This window comes from Burkholderia sp. BCC0044 (genome assembly GCF_902832955.1).
GTDB lineage: Bacteria > Pseudomonadota > Gammaproteobacteria > Burkholderiales > Burkholderiaceae > Burkholderia.
The window spans coordinates 490,542-508,123 of the sequence record NZ_CADFDO010000001.1 but is presented as its reverse complement, the minus strand read 5'-3'; the positions used below and the strand labels follow the sequence as shown (position 1 = coordinate 508,123).

18 protein-coding genes are annotated in these 17,582 nt (G+C 67.7%); 7 read left to right on the top strand and 11 right to left on the bottom strand.

What is annotated here, in order from left to right; all coding sequences use genetic code 11:
• Window position 1: 1 nt before the first annotated feature.
• Window positions 2–367, top strand: a complete 366-nt coding sequence (locus HWX14_RS02305) for a hypothetical protein (RefSeq protein WP_006488152.1) — start codon at window positions 2–4, stop codon at window positions 365–367.
• Between the two features lie 160 nt (window positions 368–527).
• Here HWX14_RS02305 and HWX14_RS02300 read toward each other — a convergent pair whose 3' ends face one another.
• Window positions 528–1,016, bottom strand: a complete 489-nt coding sequence (locus tag HWX14_RS02300; RefSeq protein WP_175881376.1) for a DUF2501 domain-containing protein — start codon at window positions 1,014–1,016, stop codon at window positions 528–530.
• A 287-nt stretch (window positions 1,017–1,303) separates the two neighbouring features.
• On the opposite strand from HWX14_RS02300, the gene HWX14_RS02295 reads away from it, so the two are divergent.
• Window positions 1,304–1,864 carry a hypothetical protein gene (locus HWX14_RS02295; RefSeq protein ID WP_175882331.1) on the top strand — a complete coding sequence of 187 codons (561 nt, stop codon included), beginning with the start codon at window positions 1,304–1,306 and terminating at the stop codon, window positions 1,862–1,864.
• Window positions 1,865–1,880: 16 nt separating this feature from the next.
• Window positions 1,881–2,459, top strand: a complete 579-nt coding sequence (locus HWX14_RS02290; protein WP_175881375.1) for a polysaccharide deacetylase family protein — start codon at window positions 1,881–1,883, stop codon at window positions 2,457–2,459.
• Window positions 2,460–2,471: 12 nt separating this feature from the next.
• Here the strand turns inward: HWX14_RS02290 and HWX14_RS02285 are convergent, their stop codons facing one another.
• Window positions 2,472–3,437, bottom strand: coding sequence for a phosphotransferase (locus tag HWX14_RS02285; protein WP_244130156.1), 966 nt, complete (start codon window positions 3,435–3,437; stop codon window positions 2,472–2,474).
• Window positions 3,438–3,462: 25 nt separating this feature from the next.
• Between HWX14_RS02285 and HWX14_RS02280 the strand changes: the two genes are divergently transcribed.
• Window positions 3,463–4,152: a CmcI family methyltransferase gene (locus HWX14_RS02280; RefSeq protein WP_175881373.1), complete on the top strand. Its 690-nt coding sequence runs from the start codon at window positions 3,463–3,465 to the stop codon at window positions 4,150–4,152.
• On the opposite strand, the gene HWX14_RS02275 is transcribed toward HWX14_RS02280, so the two are convergent.
• From HWX14_RS02275 to HWX14_RS02250, 6 genes are all read right to left on the bottom strand, one after another.
• Window positions 4,109–5,317 (bottom strand): glycosyltransferase, encoded by a 1,209-nt coding sequence (locus HWX14_RS02275; RefSeq protein ID WP_175881372.1) that lies wholly within the window; start codon window positions 5,315–5,317, stop codon window positions 4,109–4,111. The genes HWX14_RS02280 and HWX14_RS02275 overlap by 44 nt on opposite strands.
• A 7-nt stretch (window positions 5,318–5,324) precedes the next feature.
• Window positions 5,325–6,392 (bottom strand): asparagine synthase-related protein, encoded by a 1,068-nt coding sequence (locus HWX14_RS02270; RefSeq protein ID WP_175881371.1) that lies wholly within the window; start codon window positions 6,390–6,392, stop codon window positions 5,325–5,327.
• On the bottom strand, window positions 6,389–7,267 hold the full coding sequence (locus HWX14_RS02265) for a 4Fe-4S cluster-binding domain-containing protein (protein WP_175881370.1): 879 nt from the start codon (window positions 7,265–7,267) through the stop codon (window positions 6,389–6,391). The genes HWX14_RS02270 and HWX14_RS02265 overlap by 4 nt, the downstream gene beginning before the upstream one ends.
• 1 nt (window position 7,268) lies before the next feature.
• Window positions 7,269–8,267, bottom strand: a complete 999-nt coding sequence (locus HWX14_RS02260; RefSeq protein ID WP_175881369.1) for a phosphotransferase — start codon at window positions 8,265–8,267, stop codon at window positions 7,269–7,271.
• Complete coding sequence (locus HWX14_RS02255; protein WP_175881368.1) at window positions 8,268–9,017, bottom strand: FkbM family methyltransferase; 750 nt, start codon at window positions 9,015–9,017, stop codon at window positions 8,268–8,270.
• 234 nt (window positions 9,018–9,251) lie between these two features.
• Window positions 9,252–10,844 carry an ABC-F family ATPase gene (locus tag HWX14_RS02250; RefSeq protein WP_175881367.1) on the bottom strand — a complete coding sequence of 531 codons (1,593 nt, stop codon included), beginning with the start codon at window positions 10,842–10,844 and terminating at the stop codon, window positions 9,252–9,254.
• Window positions 10,845–11,012: 168 nt separating this feature from the next.
• Here HWX14_RS02250 and HWX14_RS02245 point away from each other — a divergent pair, with 168 nt between their 5' ends.
• Window positions 11,013–11,465 carry a lipocalin-like domain-containing protein gene (locus tag HWX14_RS02245; RefSeq protein ID WP_175881366.1) on the top strand — a complete coding sequence of 151 codons (453 nt, stop codon included), beginning with the start codon at window positions 11,013–11,015 and terminating at the stop codon, window positions 11,463–11,465.
• 106 nt (window positions 11,466–11,571) lie between these two features.
• Here the strand turns inward: HWX14_RS02245 and HWX14_RS02240 are convergent, their stop codons facing one another.
• Window positions 11,572–13,878: an AsmA family protein gene (locus tag HWX14_RS02240; protein WP_175881365.1), complete on the bottom strand. Its 2,307-nt coding sequence runs from the start codon at window positions 13,876–13,878 to the stop codon at window positions 11,572–11,574.
• A gap of 159 nt (window positions 13,879–14,037) precedes the next feature.
• Between HWX14_RS02240 and HWX14_RS02235 the strand changes: the two genes are divergently transcribed.
• Both HWX14_RS02235 and fetB read left to right on the top strand, forming a co-directional pair.
• Window positions 14,038–14,739, top strand: coding sequence for an ATP-binding cassette domain-containing protein (locus HWX14_RS02235; protein WP_175881364.1), 702 nt, complete (start codon window positions 14,038–14,040; stop codon window positions 14,737–14,739).
• The gene (gene fetB / locus HWX14_RS02230; RefSeq protein ID WP_126361734.1) at window positions 14,736–15,539 is read left to right on the top strand and encodes an iron export ABC transporter permease subunit FetB; all 804 of its coding nucleotides are present in this window, start codon (window positions 14,736–14,738) and stop codon (window positions 15,537–15,539) included. Before HWX14_RS02235 ends, fetB begins: the two co-directional genes overlap by 4 nt.
• A gap of 269 nt (window positions 15,540–15,808) precedes the next feature.
• On the opposite strand, the gene HWX14_RS02225 is transcribed toward fetB, so the two are convergent.
• Both HWX14_RS02225 and HWX14_RS02220 read right to left on the bottom strand, forming a co-directional pair.
• On the bottom strand, window positions 15,809–16,360 hold the full coding sequence (locus tag HWX14_RS02225) for a DUF6013 family protein (protein WP_175881363.1): 552 nt from the start codon (window positions 16,358–16,360) through the stop codon (window positions 15,809–15,811).
• A gap of 163 nt (window positions 16,361–16,523) precedes the next feature.
• Window positions 16,524–17,540, bottom strand: a complete 1,017-nt coding sequence (locus HWX14_RS02220; protein ID WP_175881362.1) for a zinc-binding alcohol dehydrogenase family protein — start codon at window positions 17,538–17,540, stop codon at window positions 16,524–16,526.
• Window positions 17,541–17,582: the final 42 nt, after the last annotated feature.

Sequence of the window (17,582 nt, the reverse complement as noted above, 5' to 3'; positions counted from 1 at the left end):
CATGTCCGACGCATCCCATACCCTCGGCTCGCAAGACCGCCTGGAGCTGCTTTGCTGGCTCACCTGCGGCAACCTCGGCGCGTTTTACCTGAACGAATCATGGCCGGACGCCGCGTTCCAGGTCCAGGCCGCGCACCGCTGGCTCGACCGCCATCACCGTCAGGCCGACTGGCTCTCGGTCGCCCGGCTCGCGGCGCTCGCGCAGGACATCGCGAAGCGGCATGCGGGGTTCGTCGACGCGTCGTGGGCGCGCGACGCGGTCGAGGAAATCGTCGATACCGACGATCTCGACTATCGGGCCAAACTCGTGCAATGGGTGTACGAAGACTGCTGCAAGGCGCTCGCCGACAAGCGGCTGGCCGATTGAGCCGCACGGGCGCCGCCCGTGCGCGGGTCGCGGCATCGCCGGGGCGCGACGCGCTGTTCGCCGCGACGAACGTCACGTCCGGCGTGATTGACGGGGGACGGTGCATGCGCACCGCCCCGGTGCCGACACGCGCAACGCGTGCCGATGCGTGCCGATGCGTTTACAGCAGCGACTTGGCCTGCGTCAGCACCTTGTCGCAGACCTGCTTGGTCACCTGCTGCTTCAGCCCGCCGCCGCTCAGGTCGAGCTTGCTGCCGTTGCCTGCGTCGAGGATCCCGCTCGCGCCGCTCGTATAGCCGCTGTCGGACGATGCGGACGCGTTGCCGCCGAGCTTGCCGATCAGCGCGTCCTTCACCGACGATGCGCCGCCACCGGTTGCGCCGCCGAGATAGTTGTTCTGGATGCAGAACTGCAGCAGGCCCGCGACGTTGCCGGTGCTGCCCGACGTCAGCGACGCCCCGCCGCCGCCCGTCAGCGCACCGCCGAGGCCGCCGAGGTTGCCGAGCGCCCCGCCCGCGCTGCCGCCTGAATCGCCGCCACCGCCGACCTGCTTCAGGACGTCGCCCAGCTGCGCATGGGCGACCGAAAACGGCGCGAGCAATCCGATCAGCGCGCCGGCAACGGTCGCGCGGTATAGACGTGCATTCATGTAAAACCTCCCGGTTGTGACTGCGTGAGTACCGCGAATCGCATTCAAGGATACGCAATCGACCGGGGCATGACAGCCCTCGGGGCCCGCACGAAACGTCAGGCATCGTGATATCGCGGCGATTTGACAATGCTTGACGGGAGATTGCGCGCGGCATCGCGGGCTCGGCACGCGCACGCGATCGCCATTCCGGGTCGCCGGCCCGCGCGAAGCGTCATAGAATCGTCGTCGCCAGCCGTTTTGGCCGCTGCGGCCCGGCATCAATCTCGAACATGAAGGACACTCGCGTGGCGCTCGCCCATCGATTTCTGCTGATCGCCGGCGCATCGGCTGCGCTGCTGGCCGGCGCCGGTGCCGCCGGTGCGGTCGACGCAGCACCTGCAGCCACGGTCACGACCTGCGCATCGCCTCCGTTCGACCGCTATCCGGCCCCAGCCGCTGCCCACGCGCCGCGCAAACCGGCTGCCGCGCCTCGGCTTACGAGCAACGAAGCGCGCCTGTATCGCACCATCATTCGTGACGAATTCGCGCAACCGGCCAATTTTGCCGGTCACTACCGCGTCGCGATCTGGGGTTGCGGAACGGATTGCCGGAATTTCGCGATCGTCGACAAATACACGGGTGCGACGTACACGATGCCCGGCGTGAAGGCCGTCTCGGGCGTGATGGGCAACGACGACGAACGCGTCGACTTCCGTGCCGGCAGCAGGCTGCTGATCGTCGCCGGCTGCTTCAACGACGATTGCGACGCCGGCAACGCGAAGGCGGCCCGCTTCTTCTACGAATGGACCGGCACCCGGCTGCGTCCGGTCGGCGCGTGCCCGCTGGCCATCGAGCCGGTTCAGTGAGCGGCCCGGGCGACCCATGACATCCATTCACCTCAGTTTCGACGACGGCCCCGGCCCGTCGACGCCTGCGCTGCTCGACGTGTTGCGCGACGCCTCGTGCTCGGCGACCTTCTTCGTGCTCGGCAAGCACCTCGCGGGCGCGCTCGACGTCGCGACGAGAATCGCGCGCGAAGGCCACCGGCTCGGCAATCACACCCATTCGCATGCGAGGCCGGGTGTACTCGCGGATGCCGCACTGATCGACGAGATCGACACGACCGATGCGCTGATCCGCGACGTCTACCGCCGCGCCGGCGTTCCGGTGCCGCACACGATCCCGCTGCGTCTTCCGTACGGGTTGATGCCGCAGGACGATCGCGCCGCCATGCTCGCACGCCTGCAACGCGAACACACGGGCTGGACCGCGATACTGGACGACTGGCAGCGGCCAGCGCCATCGCCTCACGCGCTGTTCGACGCGATGTGCGCGCATGTCGACGCGTGCGCGGCGCAGCATCGCGACGTGCTGTTCTGCCTGCACGACGGATCGCGGCACGGCGACGCGCGGCCCAACACGGTCGAAGCCGTGCGGCTGTTCCTGAACCGGCAGCGCTGACGCGACGGCCGGCTAACCCGCGGGCACCTGCCCGTCGAGCAACTGGCGCCAGCCGCCGAGGAATCCGATGCCGGGCCCCGGCATCCACAGCCCGCGCTGCGCGGCTTCGAGATGGATCAGCGTCTGGTCCGCGCAGAACAGCGCCGTCAGCGCGTCGTGGTTGTCGCGCAGCCACTGTGGCGCTGCGTCGGGCCGCGTCGTCGCGTAAGCCTGCAGGCAAGCCGTCCATTGCTCACGGTCGAACACGAAGCGCTCGTCCCGGCCGGCATCGTGCGACAGCGCGAACGACGCAAAGGCCGCTTCGAGCCATTGCGCCCCCTGCCCCACGTCGTCGAAATCCAGCACGCCGGTCACCGCGTTGCCGACATACAGCAGGTTGCCTGCGTGATAGTCGCCGTGCAGCCAATGCACCGGCCCCGTGAGCCACGACGACGCCGCGTCGAGATGCGCGCCGATCCGCAGGATCGCCGTGTCGTAATCGTCACGCAGGTCAGCCGGCAGCGACGGCATCGCGCGCGCCGCGACGCGCGCATGACGTGCGGACAGCCACGCGAGCGGCGTCGCTTCGCTGGCGGGTATCGCGGCCAGCGCCGCATGCAGATGCGCGAGCGTGTGCATCGCATCGGTCGCCCCCGCGTGCGCGTCGTCCGGCAAGCCGGGACGGCCGTCGATATGCTCGAACAGATGCAGCCAGCTTCCGTCCGGCGTCTGCACGCCGATCTGTGCATCGACGGTCGGCCGCAGCCGCGGCAGCGCGGGCAGCCGCGGCGCCGTGCGCGCGTCGCCGAGATGGCCGAGTATCGACGCCTCGCGCTGCATCTGCGCGACCGGCTTGCCGGCCCACGATACGCGCAGCACCGTGCGCGCCGCATCGCACTCGACGAGATACGTTTTGTTAGTATGGCCCGACGCCAGCGCGTGCAGGCGCGCCGGCGCGATGTTCCAGTACCGGTGAAGCCACGGTTCCAGCGTTTTCACGTCACTCCTACTCGTTGCATCGACCATGTCAGAGCGTCCTTCGGCCCGCATGCGGGACATCAACATCGAATGGCTGACGCGCGCCGCCGAATTCGGCCATCTGTTCCAGACCCGCTGGCTCGGCGAGCGCTTCTTCCATCTGCCCGGCGACATGCTCGCGCTCCAGGAACTGATCTGGCGCGAGCGCCCCGACTGCATCGTCCAGACCGGCATCGCGGCCGGCGGCGGCGTCGTTTTCACCGCGTCGATGCTGGAGCTGGCAGGCAACGAAGGTCGCGTCGTCGCGATCGAACCGCGCCTGCGTGACGAGGTCCGCCAGCGCCTTCAGTCGCACCAGCTCGCCCATCGCATGGTGCTGATCGAAGGCGAATCGTGCGCGACCGACACGCTCGCATCGGTGCGCGCGCAGATCGACGACGGCGCGCGCGTGATGGCGATCCTCGATCTCACGCATACGCACGCGCACGTGCTGCGCGAACTCGAATGCTATGCGGCGCTCGTGACGCCCGGCAGCTACGCGATCGTGATGGATACCATCATGGAGTATCTGCCCGAGTCGATGTTCGACGGCAAGCCGTACGGCCGCGGCAACAACCCGGCCACGGCCACGCGCGAATTTCTCGCCCGCGACGACCGGTTCGAAATCGACCACGACATCGAGGACCGCGTGCTCATGACGCTGTCGCCAGGCGGCTTCCTGAAGCGAGTGCGCTGATCAGGCGGGCGGCTTGCGCGGAGCCGTCGCGCGCGGCATAGCTGTCGCGGATCCGCGCCGCGTGCTCGCGCAACGATCCGGCGCGCAACAGGCGTTCGAGCGCATCGGTAATGGCCGCGACGCCGGCCTGCTGCAGATCGAGCACGCAGCCCGCGCCGGCCCGCTCGACGAAGTGCGCCGAATGGAACTGGTCGTTGCAGAACGGCGACAGCAGCATCGGCACGCCGCAGGCGAGCGATTCCATCACCGAATTCGCGCCGCCGTGGCTCACGAACGCGTGCGTGCGCCGCAGCAGCGCCAGTTGCGGCGCGTACCGCACCGCGATCACGCGTTCGTCGCCGGCCGGCAGCAGATCCGAATCGACCAGTTCGCCCACCGACAGCACCAGTTGCGCGGAAGTCGCGCGCGTCGCGTCGATGACCTTCGCGAACACCTCTGGGTGATAGTAAAGCTGGCTGCCGAGCGACATGTAGACGAGCGGACGATCCGCGTCGACGCGCTCCCACGGGAACGCCGTCTCGTCGCCGCGCGGGCCTGATGGCATCGCCGGGCCGACCAGTTCCACGCCGGGCGGCGGCGCGCCGACCAGCGCGTCGGTCGTGAACGCGAGCGTCAGGTGCGGCGACAGCACGTCGCAACCGCGAAAGCGTGCGTCGAGGCCGTAGCGCGCGAACAGGCGCGCACGTTCCGGTTCGAGCCATCGCACCGTGCGCAGCAGTTCCGAATCGAGATCGTCCGGCAGCACCGGGTTCAGCGAATTCGACATCGACACCCACGGCAGCCCTTCCAGCTCGGCCGCAATCGCCGCGGCATAGAGCAGCGGGTCGATCACGACCACGTCGGGCTGCCATTCGCGCAGCACCGCGCGGATGCCGTCCACCTGCGCGGGCGCGAGGTCGATCAGCAGCGTGCGGATCCAGTGCCGCAGCCAGTCGGCGTCGCGAATGTTCGCGGCGAAGCTCGCGCCGCGCGACAGGTCGTGGCGCTCCGGCGTCTCGCGCGGCCCGACGAACGCGAAATCGCCGGCGCCGTCGAGCTGGGCGCTGATGTCGGCCGGCGCATAGAACGCAACGTCGCAGCCGGTCGCGCGCAGATGCTGGGCCGGGCCGATGCACGGATTGACGTGGCCCTTCTCGGGCACCACGCAGAACAGGATGCGTTTCATGAACGGCTCAGGTCGGGCGATGCGCGGCATCGGGATGAAGGCGATCGAGATGATCGAGGATCAGTGTCAGCGTCGTCCACAGCACGCGTTCGGTATCCGTCTGCAACGCGGGCGTGGCGAGACCGAGCGTATCGGCCAGTGCACGCGTGCGGTCGCGATCGAGCAGTGTCGCGAGATCCATCGCCGGCGCGAGCCGCCCGCGCTTGGGGCCGTGCACGAGACGCGCCGGCAGGTTCAGGCGCGCACCGAGATCGCGCAGGCACTGCTTGTTCGGATCGGGCGCGATACTGGTCAGATGCGCGACGACGGCATCGTCGACGAACGGCGGATGCAGGTCGACCGACGCGGCGTCGAACAACGCGTGGCACAGCGGCAGATAGTTGGCCGACCGGTCGCGGCGCAATACCTGATCGGCGCCGTCGCCGGTGATCGCCACTTCGACGCCGTCCGCCGCCATCGCGTCGGCCAGCAGCAGCTTCGCGACCGGATGCAGGTTGAACATCGGCTCCTCGACCGCATACGTCGTTCTCGGCAGCGCCGCGATGAAATCGGCCTCGTTCGCCCGCACGATCTTCACGTTCGCCTGCATCTGCGCGGCGAGTTCGAGCGCCGCGTCGCGTTCGCAATAATCGGGCATGTCGGTCGCGAGGATGTAAGCCGTCACGTGCCGCAGCGCGCCGAGCTCGCGCAGCAATGCGAGCAGCAGCGCCGAATCGAGCCCGCCGCTCAGCGCCAGCGCGACGCGCTTGCCGCTGTCGAGCGCGCGTTGCAGCGACGCGCGCAGCACGGTATCGAGATCGGCATGCTGCGGCCGCTCGGGCGCCGGCTGCACCGTCAGCCCTTGCGGCGACCGGATCAGCGCATGGCCGGGCGGCACCGCGAGCACGTCGCGCAGCACGGTGCGGCCGATGAGGCGCTCGCCGCTCAGGTAGCCCGCGATGGCGGCCGGGTCCAGCGCGCCGGCCGGTTGCCCCGACGCGCGCAATACGGCGCGGATGCCGGACGCCGACACGCCGCTGCGCGGATGGTAATGAAGACGATCGAAACCGAACAGGTCGCGCGTGCCGACGATCATGGATAACGAGCCTTCAAGGTGTCCACTTCAATGCGTTTCAGGATGCGATGCGGCGCCACCGGCGCGCTGCCGCCCTGACAATGCAGGCACGCTTCGAGCGGCGTCTCGCGTTGCAGATAGGCGAGCATCGCGTCGAGCATGCCCGCGTCGTCGCGCAGCGCCAGGCCGTCCGCCTGAAAGTCCTTCTCGCCCTTGTACAGCGTATGAAAATGCGCGGGACGCGTGCACGTGTAGAACATGCCGTCGCGAATCATATGGCAGCGCTCGCGAATCCAGCAATCGTGATACAGGCGCTGGGCTTCGTCGCGATCCGTGCCGGGCTGCGCGCGGTTCATCGTCGTGAACACGTTCTGCACCTTCCAGTTCAGCCGCACGTCGAAACGCGCGGCCTGGCGCTCGACATGCGCGACCAGGTCGGCGGAAAGCGCCGGCTTCGGATACCGCGAGATCGTCAGCGCATCCACCGCTTGCCAGAACGCGTCGGGCATCTCGCCGAGTTTCAGGCCGTTCGTCGTGACCGAGATCACGGGCGCGATACCGGTGCCGCGCACGCGCTCGACGAGTTCGACGAGCGCCGGATGCAGCAACGGTTCGCCGCCGACCAGCTTGAACATGCGCGGGCGCAACACCTTCGCGGCCTTGCGCAGATCGGCCTCGATCGATTCGGGGCTCGCATACCACTCGGGCAACAGCGGCGACAGCGAGCAGCATTCCGCGCAGGTCAGGTTGCAGTGATCGACGATATGCGCTTCCAGCGAGCGCGTCTGGACGCGCCCGTCCTCGACGCGGTAATCGCGATCCAGCGGCGGCGGAAACACGTGCTGCCGCTCGCCGGCGCGCGGCGGATTCGGGATCTCGTTCGGATTCGCACTCACATCAGCTTCCTGTTTCCACGCAACGCGAAAAGAAATCTATTAGACGGTCACGCGCGTTCACCATCGCCGACGTCATCGTCACCGCGCCGTTCAGGTGCGACGCGAAACGCGATGGATTGTCGAGCCAGCCCTGCACGATCCACAGCTTGAGCGCGTGCTGCAAGCAGGCGGCATCGACTGCCCACGCTATGTGTGCAGGGTTCACGGGCCGCACTCGATGATATGCACGCACGAACGCTTGTGCGAGGTGCGGCGCTTCCAGCGGCAGATGATTCAGGCATCGCACCAGCTCGTATTCGCGCGGCGCGCCGATCGACGCTTCCCAGTCGACGATCAACGGCGGCAGCGTGCCCGTGAACAGATAGTTGAACTGGTTGTAGTCGTTGTGGATCGGGTGCTGCGGATCGTCGGCCGGGAACGCATCGATGCTGCCCGGATAGTAGCGGTCGAGCATACGCAGCGCGAGATCGACGTAGCGGCGCAGGTTCGCGGCAGCGGCGGCGTTCGCATCGGCTCGATCGAGTGCATCCAGCAGGTTGCGGCGCACCGCATCCGCATCGATCGAGGTCAGCCGCGCGCGGATCGTATCGAGCGACAGCAGATGCAGTTGTTCAAGGCTCACGTGCAACGCGGCCAGACTCGCGCCGAGCGCATCCCATTCGGTTGACGAGAACGTATCGTAGGTTTTGAATTGCCCGGCTTCCCAACGCGTCAGCATCGCATGCGAATGCTGCCCTGACCACAGCGATGCGCCGGACGTCGTGCGCTCGAGCGTCTGCACATGGAAACGGGTATCGCCATGCGTTTCCAGATGCGCTAGGACGGCGGCTTCCTTGACTGCGCGCGTATGGTGTTCGAGTGCATAGAGTTTGACCGCCACGCCCGCGCCGCTGCTGGTCGGCAGATGCCACACCCGCTCGCTGACCTGTGTCGGCGGCCCGCCGCGATCGAGCCCGTAGGCATCGCGAATTTCGTCGAACGTGACGGCGAGCGAATCCATTCAGATGTGCTCGGCCGGCCCGTGCCGATACGGATGACCGGTCAGGAACGTGTTGTGTCCCACGTAGCGCAGCTTGTACATCGCCGGCCGGAACAACACCGACGGATCGTTGTTCGCGATGCCGAGCAGCGGGTACAGGTCGCGCCGCACGAAGAATGCGTTGTTGCCCATGTCGTCGCAGCAGACGAGTTCATAGCCTTTCTCGCGACCGAGGTGCACGAGCGATTCGAGGCTCGCGCCGTAATAGGTCGAGCCGTCCCATTCGTGGTCCGGGTTGAAGCACATGACCCAGCGCTCGGGCGGCGTGTAGTACGGGTTGTATTCGATCACGACGATGCGCGGCTTGAACGCTTGCAGGCCGCGCCACACCCAGTAGTCGTTACCGTCGATGTCGATCGACAGCAGGTCGAAGTCGGTCGGTACGTTCGCATCGGCGAGCAGGTAATCGACCGTATCGGGCTGGACGCGATCGTGATGCAGACGGACGCACTCCACGCCCGCGTAGTGGGCGGCGAGCTTGCCGAATCGGTACGCACTGCCTTCCACGAGTACGCCGGCCCAATCCTGTTCGCGCAGCAATCGCGCGGTGTTGCTGTTGCGCAGGCCATCGCTCGCGCCGATGTCAACGCAGAAGCGGTTGGTCGGCGCGATCCGCTCCATCAGACGCGACAGGATGCCTTCCTCGGTGCCCTGCGCGTACAGGCTGGGCGCAAGGCCGGACAGGTCGAGCGGCAGAGGATGGTCCTGCATCGAAGGCGGCTCCGGGCGAAATGGGGAATGATGGGTGACGTTCGGTGGGTAATTTACCTGAAGTCGATTAAGCAGAGGAAACTGGAATGCGCGATGCGGTCGGGTTTCACCGCATCGGATATGAAAAAGCCCGCATCGACATTGCTGTCGATGCGGGCCTGTCGCGCTTCTGGCGGTTCGCTCCGTGCGGGGAGGCCCAAGCTGGACTCACGGCCGGAGGAAACCTCAGGGCACTTACTCCTGCCCCTGACTCGTCAGGAACTCCTCATAATTCCCGCCAAAGTCGAACAGCGTCCCGTCCGTCTTCACTTCGATGATCCGGTTCGCCAGCCCGCTCACGAACTCGCGGTCGTGCGACACGAAAATCAGCGTGCCTTCGAACTGCTCGAGCGCGATCTGCAGCGACTCGATCGATTCCATGTCCATGTGGTTGGTCGGCTCGTCCATCAGCAGCACGTTGTGGCGGCCGAGCATCAGCTTGCCCCAGATCATGCGGCCCTTCTCGCCGCCCGACAGCACCTTCACCGACTTCTTGATGTCGTCCGACGAGAACAGCAGGCGGCCCAGCGTACCGCGCACCATCGTTTCGTCGTCGCCGTCCTTGCGGTACTGGTCGATCCAGTCCATCAGCGTGATGTCGTTCGGGAATTCCTCGTACGTGTCCTGCGGCATGTAGCCGACGTTCGCGTTCTCGGACCACTTCACCGTGCCGTGATCGAGCGGCAGCGCGCCGAGCAGCGAGCGCAGCAGCGTCGTCTTGCCCGCGCCGTTCTCGCCGATGATCGCGATGCGCTCGCCCGGCTGCACCGACAGGTTGAAGTTCTGGAAGATCGTGCGCTCGTACTTCTTCGTGATCTCTTCGGCGACCACCGCGACGTTGTGCAGCTTCTTCTCGAACTCGAAGCGGATGAACGGGTTCTGGCGCGACGACGGCTTGAATTCCTCGATCTTGATCTTGTCGATCTGCTTCGCGCGGCTGGTTGCCTGGCGCGCCTTCGACTTGTTCGCCGAGAAGCGGCGCACGAAGTCCTGCAGTTCGGCCACGCGCTCCTTCGCACGCGTATTCGCCGCGGCCTGGCGCTCGCGCGCCTGCGCCGATGCGAGCATGTAGTCGTCGTAGTTGCCCGGCCAGACCTTCAGCGTGCCGAAGTCCATGTCGGCCATGTGCGTGCACACCGAGTTCAGGAAGTGACGATCGTGCGAGATGATGATCATCGTCGAGTTGTACTCGTTGAGCGTCTGCTCGAGCCAACGGATCGAGTTGATGTCGAGGTTGTTGGTCGGTTCGTCGAGCAGCAGCACGTCCGGCTTCGAGAACAGCGCCTGCGCGAGCAGCACGCGCAGCTTCCAGCCCGGCGCGACGTCGGCCATCGTGCCGGTGTGGAACTTCTCCTCGATGCCGATGCCCAGCAGCAGCGCGCCCGCGCGCGCCTCGGCGTCGTAGCCGCCGTATTCGGCGAACTTGCCTTCGAGTTCGGCCGCGTGCATGTAGTCGTCGTCGGTGGCGTCCGGGTTCGCGTAGATCGCGTCACGCTCGGTCATCGCGGCCCACATCTCGGTGTGGCCCATCATCACGACGTCGAGCACGCGCACGTCTTCGTACGCGAACTGGTCCTGGCGCAGCTTGCCGAGACGGACGTTCGGCTCCAGCGCGACGTTGCCGGCGCTCGGCTCGAGGTCGCCGCCGAGGATCTTCATGAAGGTCGACTTGCCACAGCCGTTCGCGCCGATCAGACCATAGCGGTTGCCCTCGCCGAATTTGACCGAGATATTCTCGAACAAGGGCTTCGGCCCGAATTGCATCGTGATGTTGGCAGTAGAAAGCACGGCAGGTCCCGTAAGAGAGAAATCGACGGAAAACCGTGTATTTTAGCAGGTGTCGGAGAAACTGCCGACCGCACCGCCCCGGCGGCGTATTCCCGGCCTCAGGCCCGCCGCCCGCCGGCCCGTCAACACGACGGCACGCGCTCCACCGCCGTCTTACCGGAATCCCGCATGCTCGCCAGCCAGCTTCGCGAACAACTCGTCGGCGCATGGCGCCTCGTGTCCTACGAAATCCGCCCGCGCGACGGGAGCACCGTCACCTATCCGCTCGGCCGCGACGCGCGCGGCTGGATCCTCTACACGCCCGACGGCTACATGTCCGCGCAGCTGATGGCGGCCGGCCGCCCGCCCTACGCGGACGGCGACCTGCAGGGCGGCAGCGTCGAGGAGCGCGCGGCCGCGGCGCACGGCTATATCGCGTATTCCGGCCCCTTCAACGTCGACGACGACGGCACGTTGACCCATGAAATGGACGTCAGCCTGTATCCGAACTGGATCGGCAACGTCCAGCAGCGTGTCGTCAGCCTGGACGGCGACCGGCTGCAACTCGGCACCGCCGGGCCGGTGCGGATCGGCGGCCGGGAGGTCGAGCCGGTGCTCGTCTGGGCACGCGCCCGCCGCTGAGCGCCCTGGCAGTGCAGCGCGGCCGGCGCTCGGCCGGTCGCGGCAACGACGCCGATGCCGCATGGTGGCGCATCACGGCGGCGCATGCCGCTCCCGCGGCCGCGCATCACTTGCCGGCCTTCTTGGCCGCTTTCTGCGCCGCCTGCGCCTTCATCTGCCCGAACAGTTCCGAGCACGGCACGTCGCGGTTGTTGCTCGGCGCGATCAGCGGGATCAGCGCCGCGAACGGGTTGATCAGCCCGAGCCCGACCATCGCGCCGGCGCGCAGCGCGAGCGCGCCCGCATCGACGCCGACCTTCGGGTTCTTGAACGTGCCCTTCGCATACAACGGCGAGCGCAGCGAGAAGATCCGGAAGCCCTTCGTGTGCGGATGGATCTTCAGGTCGAGCGATTCGTCGCGCAGGTTGATCGGGCCGTCGACGTTGATCAGCGCATCGTCGGTGTCGAGCGCGAAGACCTTCGGCTCGAGCATGCCGTCGTTCGCGGCGAAATCGATCGCCGCGCAATTGATGTTGACGTCGCGACTGCCGAACAGCTTCTCGTAGACGACGTTCGCGACGTTCAGGCCCGCGGCCTCCATCAGCAGAAGGCTGATGCGGCCGTTCGTGATGAGCGCCTTCACTTCGCCGGTCGACGTCGCCGCGAGCGCGGCCGGCGAATTGCCGGTCGCCGACAGCGACGCGTCGCCGTTGATCTCGCCGAGCGCGGTCTGCATCACCTTCTGAGTCGGGAACAGCTGCTTGAGCTTCAGGTGGCGTGCGCTCAGCGTGAAGCGCCCCTTGAGCGGCGTGCGGCTACCGTCGAGATGCGCATTCGTCGCGAGCGTGCCGCCCGCGACGCCGAACTGCAGCGGCTCCAGCGTCAGCACGCCGTCCTGCATCAGGATGTGCGTGTACAGGTTGGTAATCGGCAGGTTCGCGCTCTTGATCAGCTTGCGGCCGGTGAACTTCACGTCCGCATCGATCGCGCTCCAGCGTTCGGTGCGGAACGCCGCGACCGGCAGCACGCGGTCCGGCGGCTGGCGCGTCGTGTCGCCGCGCTTCTTCTTGCTCGCGGCCGAGTCGGCGCCGATCACCGGCGCGAGGTCGGAGAACTGCAGCAGGTTCGACACGAGTTCGCCCGACAGCTTCGGCCGCGGCTCGCGCTGTGCCCAGGTGAGCGTGCCGGCGAGATCGCTGCCGCCGACGCGGCCGTTGAAGTTCTCGTAGCGGAACGTGCTCGCATTTTGCTTGATCTGGCCAATCAGGCGCCCCTCGGTCGCATATGGCGGCGTGTCGGGCAGCGTGATGCCGGTCAGTTGGTACAGGTGCGACATCGACGTGCCCTGCAGCCACAGCCGCAGGTCGAGCGCCGCGAGATGCATCGGGTCGGTCAGCGTGCCGACGATCGCGAGCCGCGTATCGCCGGCCTTCACGTCGGCCTGCAGCGGGAACGGCCGCGTCGCGTTCTCGATCGCCAGCACGCCACCCACCTTGCCGGTGCCGCTGATCGGCACGTTCTTGTAGCGGCCATCGAACTTGAGTCCGAATGCATAGGTCGGGCCGGCCGGCTGCGTGGGCGCCGCGGCCCCGCTCGCGCCGGACGTGGCAGCGGCCGCCGATGCGGAAGGCGCGGACGAAGCCGACGGAGCGGATGCCCCCGACGAACCGGAAGCCGCCGACGCAACGACACTCGCCGCCGACGCCCCCGAGGCCGCCGCCGCACTCGCCCCCGACGCCCCCGACGCGGCTTCCGCGTCGGCCTTCGCGCCCAGTTGCGCGGCGCCATGCTTGCCGACGCGCTGCGCCGACGCCGCACGCGACGTCTGCTCCTGCTCCTTCAGCACGTCGCCGAGCGGGATCGGCTGGCCGAGCGTATCGATCGCAACGTTCAGGTCGGCCTTCGTGATCGCGTCGCGATACGTGACCGTGCCCTTCGCGAAACCGAAGCTGTCGAGCCGCACCTTCCACCGCGAAGGCTGCGACGATTGCTTGAACTGGAAGGTCCACGTGTTGCTGCCGTCCGCGCGCCGTTCGAGATCGACGGCAGGATTCACGACGTCGATCGACGGGATGACGATTTCATGCGCCAGCAGCGGCAGGATCGCGAGATCGAAGTGCGCGGCGTCGAGCGTGACGAACTTGGGCGCCTGCGCCCAGTCCGGATTGCCGATCTCGAGTTGCGTGGCGGAGAAGCTCGGCCAGGGCACCCATGCGCGCCAGCCGGTCTCGCCGTCGGGGCGACGCCAGCCGACCTTGAGATCGCCGTTGATCGCGAACGGGCGGCCGAGCGCGGCACTCACCTGTTCGTTGACCCACGGTTTCGCGCGGTTCCAGTCGAACGTGAAGAGAAAGATGCCGGCCGCCGCGATGAGCACCGCGACGATACCGACGATCCATGCAGCCGATTTGCCGATGGCTCGGGTTAGCGTCATGGCGGTTCCGTTGTTGTTCTGAAGTGTTGCCGCACCCTGTCGCTGCCGCTGCCGCTTGCGTGGACGAACGGCGCTCGACACTGGCGGCTTTTCAATCGGTATTATGGCGCACGACATGGCGGCCTTTCGGCGCCATTAACGCTTTTTTTCATTTTTGACATGACCTCCACCACCGGCCTCATCGACGCGCAGCGCATCACGCGGCGCGACGCCGGCAGCGGCAAGACGCTGCTCGCCCCGACCGATTTCAGCCTCGCCGCGGGATCGCGAATTGCTATCACCGGACCGTCCGGGTCGGGCAAGAGCGTGCTGCTGCGCGCGCTCGCACTGCTCGATCCGCTCGACGGCGGTCACCTGCTGTGGCGCGGCCGCCGGATCCGGCGCAGTGCGATTCCGCGCTACCGGCGCAGCATCGCCTATGTCCGCCAGCGCCCCGCGCAAATGGACGGCACCGTCGAATCGCAATTGCGCTACCCGTACTCGCTCGCGATCTATCGCGACGTCGCGTTCGATCGCGCGCGCGCCGAAGCGCTCGCCGCGCAGGCCGGCCGCGGCGCCGATTTTCTCGACAAGCGCGCGAGCGACCTGTCCGGCGGCGAAGCGCAGATCACCGCGCTGCTGCGCGTGCTGCAACTCGATCCCGACGTGCTGCTGCTCGACGAGCCGACCTCCGCGCTCGATCCCGAATCGGCGCGCGCGATCGAAGCGCTCGTCGGCGCGTGGTTCGACGCGGCGCCCGATGCCCGCGCCTACATGTGGATCTCGCACGATCCGGCCCAGGCCGCGCGGATCGGCACGATGCGGCTCGTGATGCAGGCCGGCGTGCTGCACGCGGCCAACCCGGCGGAGGCGGCGCAATGAGCCCGGCCCTGCAGGACCTGAGCCTCGTCGACGTCGGCATCGCGGCCGCGCTCGTCGCCGTCAACGGCGCGATCTCCGCGGCGCTGTCGCTCGGCCTCGGCCGCAAGCTCGCGCTCGCGGCGGTGCGCACCGTCGTGCAGTTGCTCGCGATCGGCTACGTGCTCGGCTGGGTGTTCGGCCATCCGCACTGGTACGTCGTGCTGCCGCTCACCGCGCTGATGACGCTGATCGCCGGTTTCGCCGGCGCGGGGCGCGGCAAGCGGACGTACCGCGGCCAGCGCATCGACAGCATCGCGTCGATCTGGTTCAGCAGCTGGTTCGTCGCGGCGGTCGGGCTGTTCGTCGTGATCCGCATCCATCCGTGGTTCGCGCCGCAATATGCGATCCCGATCCTCGGGATGATTCTCGGCAACACGCTGACGGGCGTGTCGCTCGGCGTCGAGCGGATGATGGAAGAACTCACGGCGCGCCGCGATCGCGTCGAAACCGCGCTCGCGCTCGGCGCGACGCGCTGGGAAGCCGCGCAGGACGCCGCGCGCCAGGCCGTGCGCGCGGGCATGCTGCCGACGCTGAACCAGATGGCGGTGGTCGGCGTCGTGAGCCTGCCGGGGATGATGACGGGCCAGGTGCTGGCCGGCCAGTCGCCGCTGCAGGCCGTGCGCTACCAGATCGTGATCATGTTCCTGATCGCGGCGGCGTCCGCGCTCGGCACCGTCGGCGCGGTGCTGATGACGTATCGCCGGCTGTTCTCGGCCGATCACCGCTTTCTCGCGGCGCGGCTCGAAGAACGCGCGCACTGACGCGCGGCGGCGACAGCAGCCGCGGCGCGCGCAGGCGAAATTTCATCGGGATGTGACGACCGGAAGGAAAGGATGCGGGCGAGCATGACGTGACATCCGCATGACGTCACGCAGCGCCGTTGCACGGCCGCGGCCCCGTACCGCGAAGCAGGCAACGGAACGCACGGCAACGGCGGCACGGCACCACCCGCTCGCGTGCCGCCCTGCTCGTTGCGCCGATCGAACCGGTTGCGCGCGCACCGAACGAAACGCCGGCCCGCGCGCGCCGCTCAATGCTTGATCGACACCGTCACCTTGGTGCCGTCGCTCATCGTCACGGCCTTCGAGCCGCCGTTGGTCGGAAGCGACACCCACTTCACCTGGCTCACCGACACGACGTCCGGACACTGCAGCGACTTGCCGCCGGCCGTCACGCTGCGCGTGCCTTTCGGCGCGGCTGCCTGGAAGCTCAGCTGCACGTTGGCGACGCCCTTCGCGTCGACCGATGGCGCGAGCCGCACCTGGGTCTGCCGCACCATCGCACCATTCGCGTCGCGCGGCAGGTTCTCGGCGTTCGGGCAGCCGTCCTGCATCGCGACCGCGCCGCTCGGCGGCACCGACTTCCAGTTGAAATCGTCCGTCTCGCCCGAGCGGATCTTGCGGGTCTCCTGCGTATTGCCGAAGGTCTTCGAGTCGACCTTGACGGTGTATTCGAGCTGTCCCGTACCGCCGCCCTTCAGGCTGCCCTTGACCGGCGGCGCCGCGAATACGCTCGCGCTGACGCACGCCGCCGCGAACACGACCGACCACGATGCGGCGACCGACAAGCTGCGTTGGCTCATGCTGACCTCCTTGTCATGCGACGGCACGCACGTGCCGCGCGGTTTTCGATGCATGATGCGTTGCCAGTCTACCGCCAAGCGGGGCGCAATGCGCCGCAAACGCATCGGGTGTTACCCCGCTTGCGTTCGCGGCGCCGCAACCTTATCGACGCGCGCCGCCGGCTCAGAAACCGCTCAGCACGATCTTGCCGATCGCGCGCCCGCCCTCGAGCATTTGGTGCGCGCGCCGCACGTTCTCGGCGTTGATCGTGCCGAGCTGTTCGCCGAGCGTCGTGCGCAGCGTGCCGGCGTCGACGAGCCGCGCGACCTCGCTCAGGATCTTGTGCTGCTCGATCATGTCCGGCGTCTCGAACATCGCACGCGTGAACATGAATTCCCAGTGAAACGCGGCGCTCTTTGCCTTCAGCAACTCGACCGGCACCGGCTTCGCGTTCTCGACGATCGTGCAGATGCCGCCCTGCGGCCGGATGACTTCCGCGGCGGCCGGGAAATGATGGTCGGTATCGTTGAAGATCAGCACATAGTCGACGCTCGGATGGCCGGCCTCGCGCAACTGCGCCGGCAGGTCGCCGAAATGGTCGACCACCGCATCCGCGCCCAGCGTGCGCACCCATTCGGCCGATGCCGGCCGCGACGCGGTCGCGATCACGTGCAGCTTGCCGAGCGTCTTCGCGAGCTGGATCGCGATCGAGCCCACGCCGCCCGCGCCGCCGATGATCAGCACCGACTTGCCGGCGTCGGCCCCCTGCGGCGACACGCGCAACCGGTCGAACAGCGCTTCCCACGCGGTCAGCGCGGTCAGCGGCAGCGCGGCGGCCGCCGCGAAGTCGAGCGTGCGCGGCTTTAACGCGGCGATCCGCTCGTCGACCGCGTGGAATTCGCTGTTCGCGCCGGGGCGCGTGATGCTGCCCGCGTAGAACACTTCGTCGCCGGGCCGGAACAGCGTGACGTCGGCGCCGACCGCGACGACCGTGCCGGCCGCATCCCAGCCGAGCACGCGCGGCGTCTCCTCGACCTGCGGCTTCGGCGCACGCACCTTGGTGTCCACCGGGTTCACGGAAATCGCCTCGACTTTCACGAGCAGGTCGCGCGGGCCCGGCACGGGCTGCGGCAGCTCGACGTCGAGCAACGCTTGCGGGTCGTCGATCGGCAGATAACGGGTCAATCCAACGGCTTTCATCTCGATACTCCTTTCAGGGAATCCGGCAGGCTGCGGCGCAAC

Excerpts from the sequence above, each read along its gene's own strand:
- HWX14_RS02305 (WP_006488152.1), top strand. The coding sequence starts at position 2 with ATGTCCGACGCATCCCATACCCTCGGCTCGCAAGACCGCCTGGAGCTG.
- HWX14_RS02300 (WP_175881376.1), bottom strand. The coding sequence starts at position 1,016 with ATGAATGCACGTCTATACCGCGCGACCGTTGCCGGCGCGCTGATCGGA.
- HWX14_RS02290 (WP_175881375.1), top strand. The coding sequence starts at position 1,881 with ATGACATCCATTCACCTCAGTTTCGACGACGGCCCCGGCCCGTCGACG.
- HWX14_RS02280 (WP_175881373.1), top strand. The coding sequence starts at position 3,463 with ATGTCAGAGCGTCCTTCGGCCCGCATGCGGGACATCAACATCGAATGG.
- HWX14_RS02275 (WP_175881372.1), bottom strand. The coding sequence starts at position 5,317 with ATGAAACGCATCCTGTTCTGCGTGGTGCCCGAGAAGGGCCACGTCAAT.
- HWX14_RS02270 (WP_175881371.1), bottom strand. The coding sequence starts at position 6,392 with ATGATCGTCGGCACGCGCGACCTGTTCGGTTTCGATCGTCTTCATTAC.
- HWX14_RS02260 (WP_175881369.1), bottom strand. The coding sequence starts at position 8,267 with ATGGATTCGCTCGCCGTCACGTTCGACGAAATTCGCGATGCCTACGGG.
- HWX14_RS02255 (WP_175881368.1), bottom strand. The coding sequence starts at position 9,017 with ATGCAGGACCATCCTCTGCCGCTCGACCTGTCCGGCCTTGCGCCCAGC.
- HWX14_RS02245 (WP_175881366.1), top strand. The coding sequence starts at position 11,013 with ATGCTCGCCAGCCAGCTTCGCGAACAACTCGTCGGCGCATGGCGCCTC.
- HWX14_RS02240 (WP_175881365.1), bottom strand. The coding sequence starts at position 13,878 with ATGACGCTAACCCGAGCCATCGGCAAATCGGCTGCATGGATCGTCGGT.
- HWX14_RS02235 (WP_175881364.1), top strand. The coding sequence starts at position 14,038 with ATGACCTCCACCACCGGCCTCATCGACGCGCAGCGCATCACGCGGCGC.
- fetB (WP_126361734.1), top strand. The coding sequence starts at position 14,736 with ATGAGCCCGGCCCTGCAGGACCTGAGCCTCGTCGACGTCGGCATCGCG.
- HWX14_RS02225 (WP_175881363.1), bottom strand. The coding sequence starts at position 16,360 with ATGAGCCAACGCAGCTTGTCGGTCGCCGCATCGTGGTCGGTCGTGTTC.
- HWX14_RS02220 (WP_175881362.1), bottom strand. The coding sequence starts at position 17,540 with ATGAAAGCCGTTGGATTGACCCGTTATCTGCCGATCGACGACCCGCAA.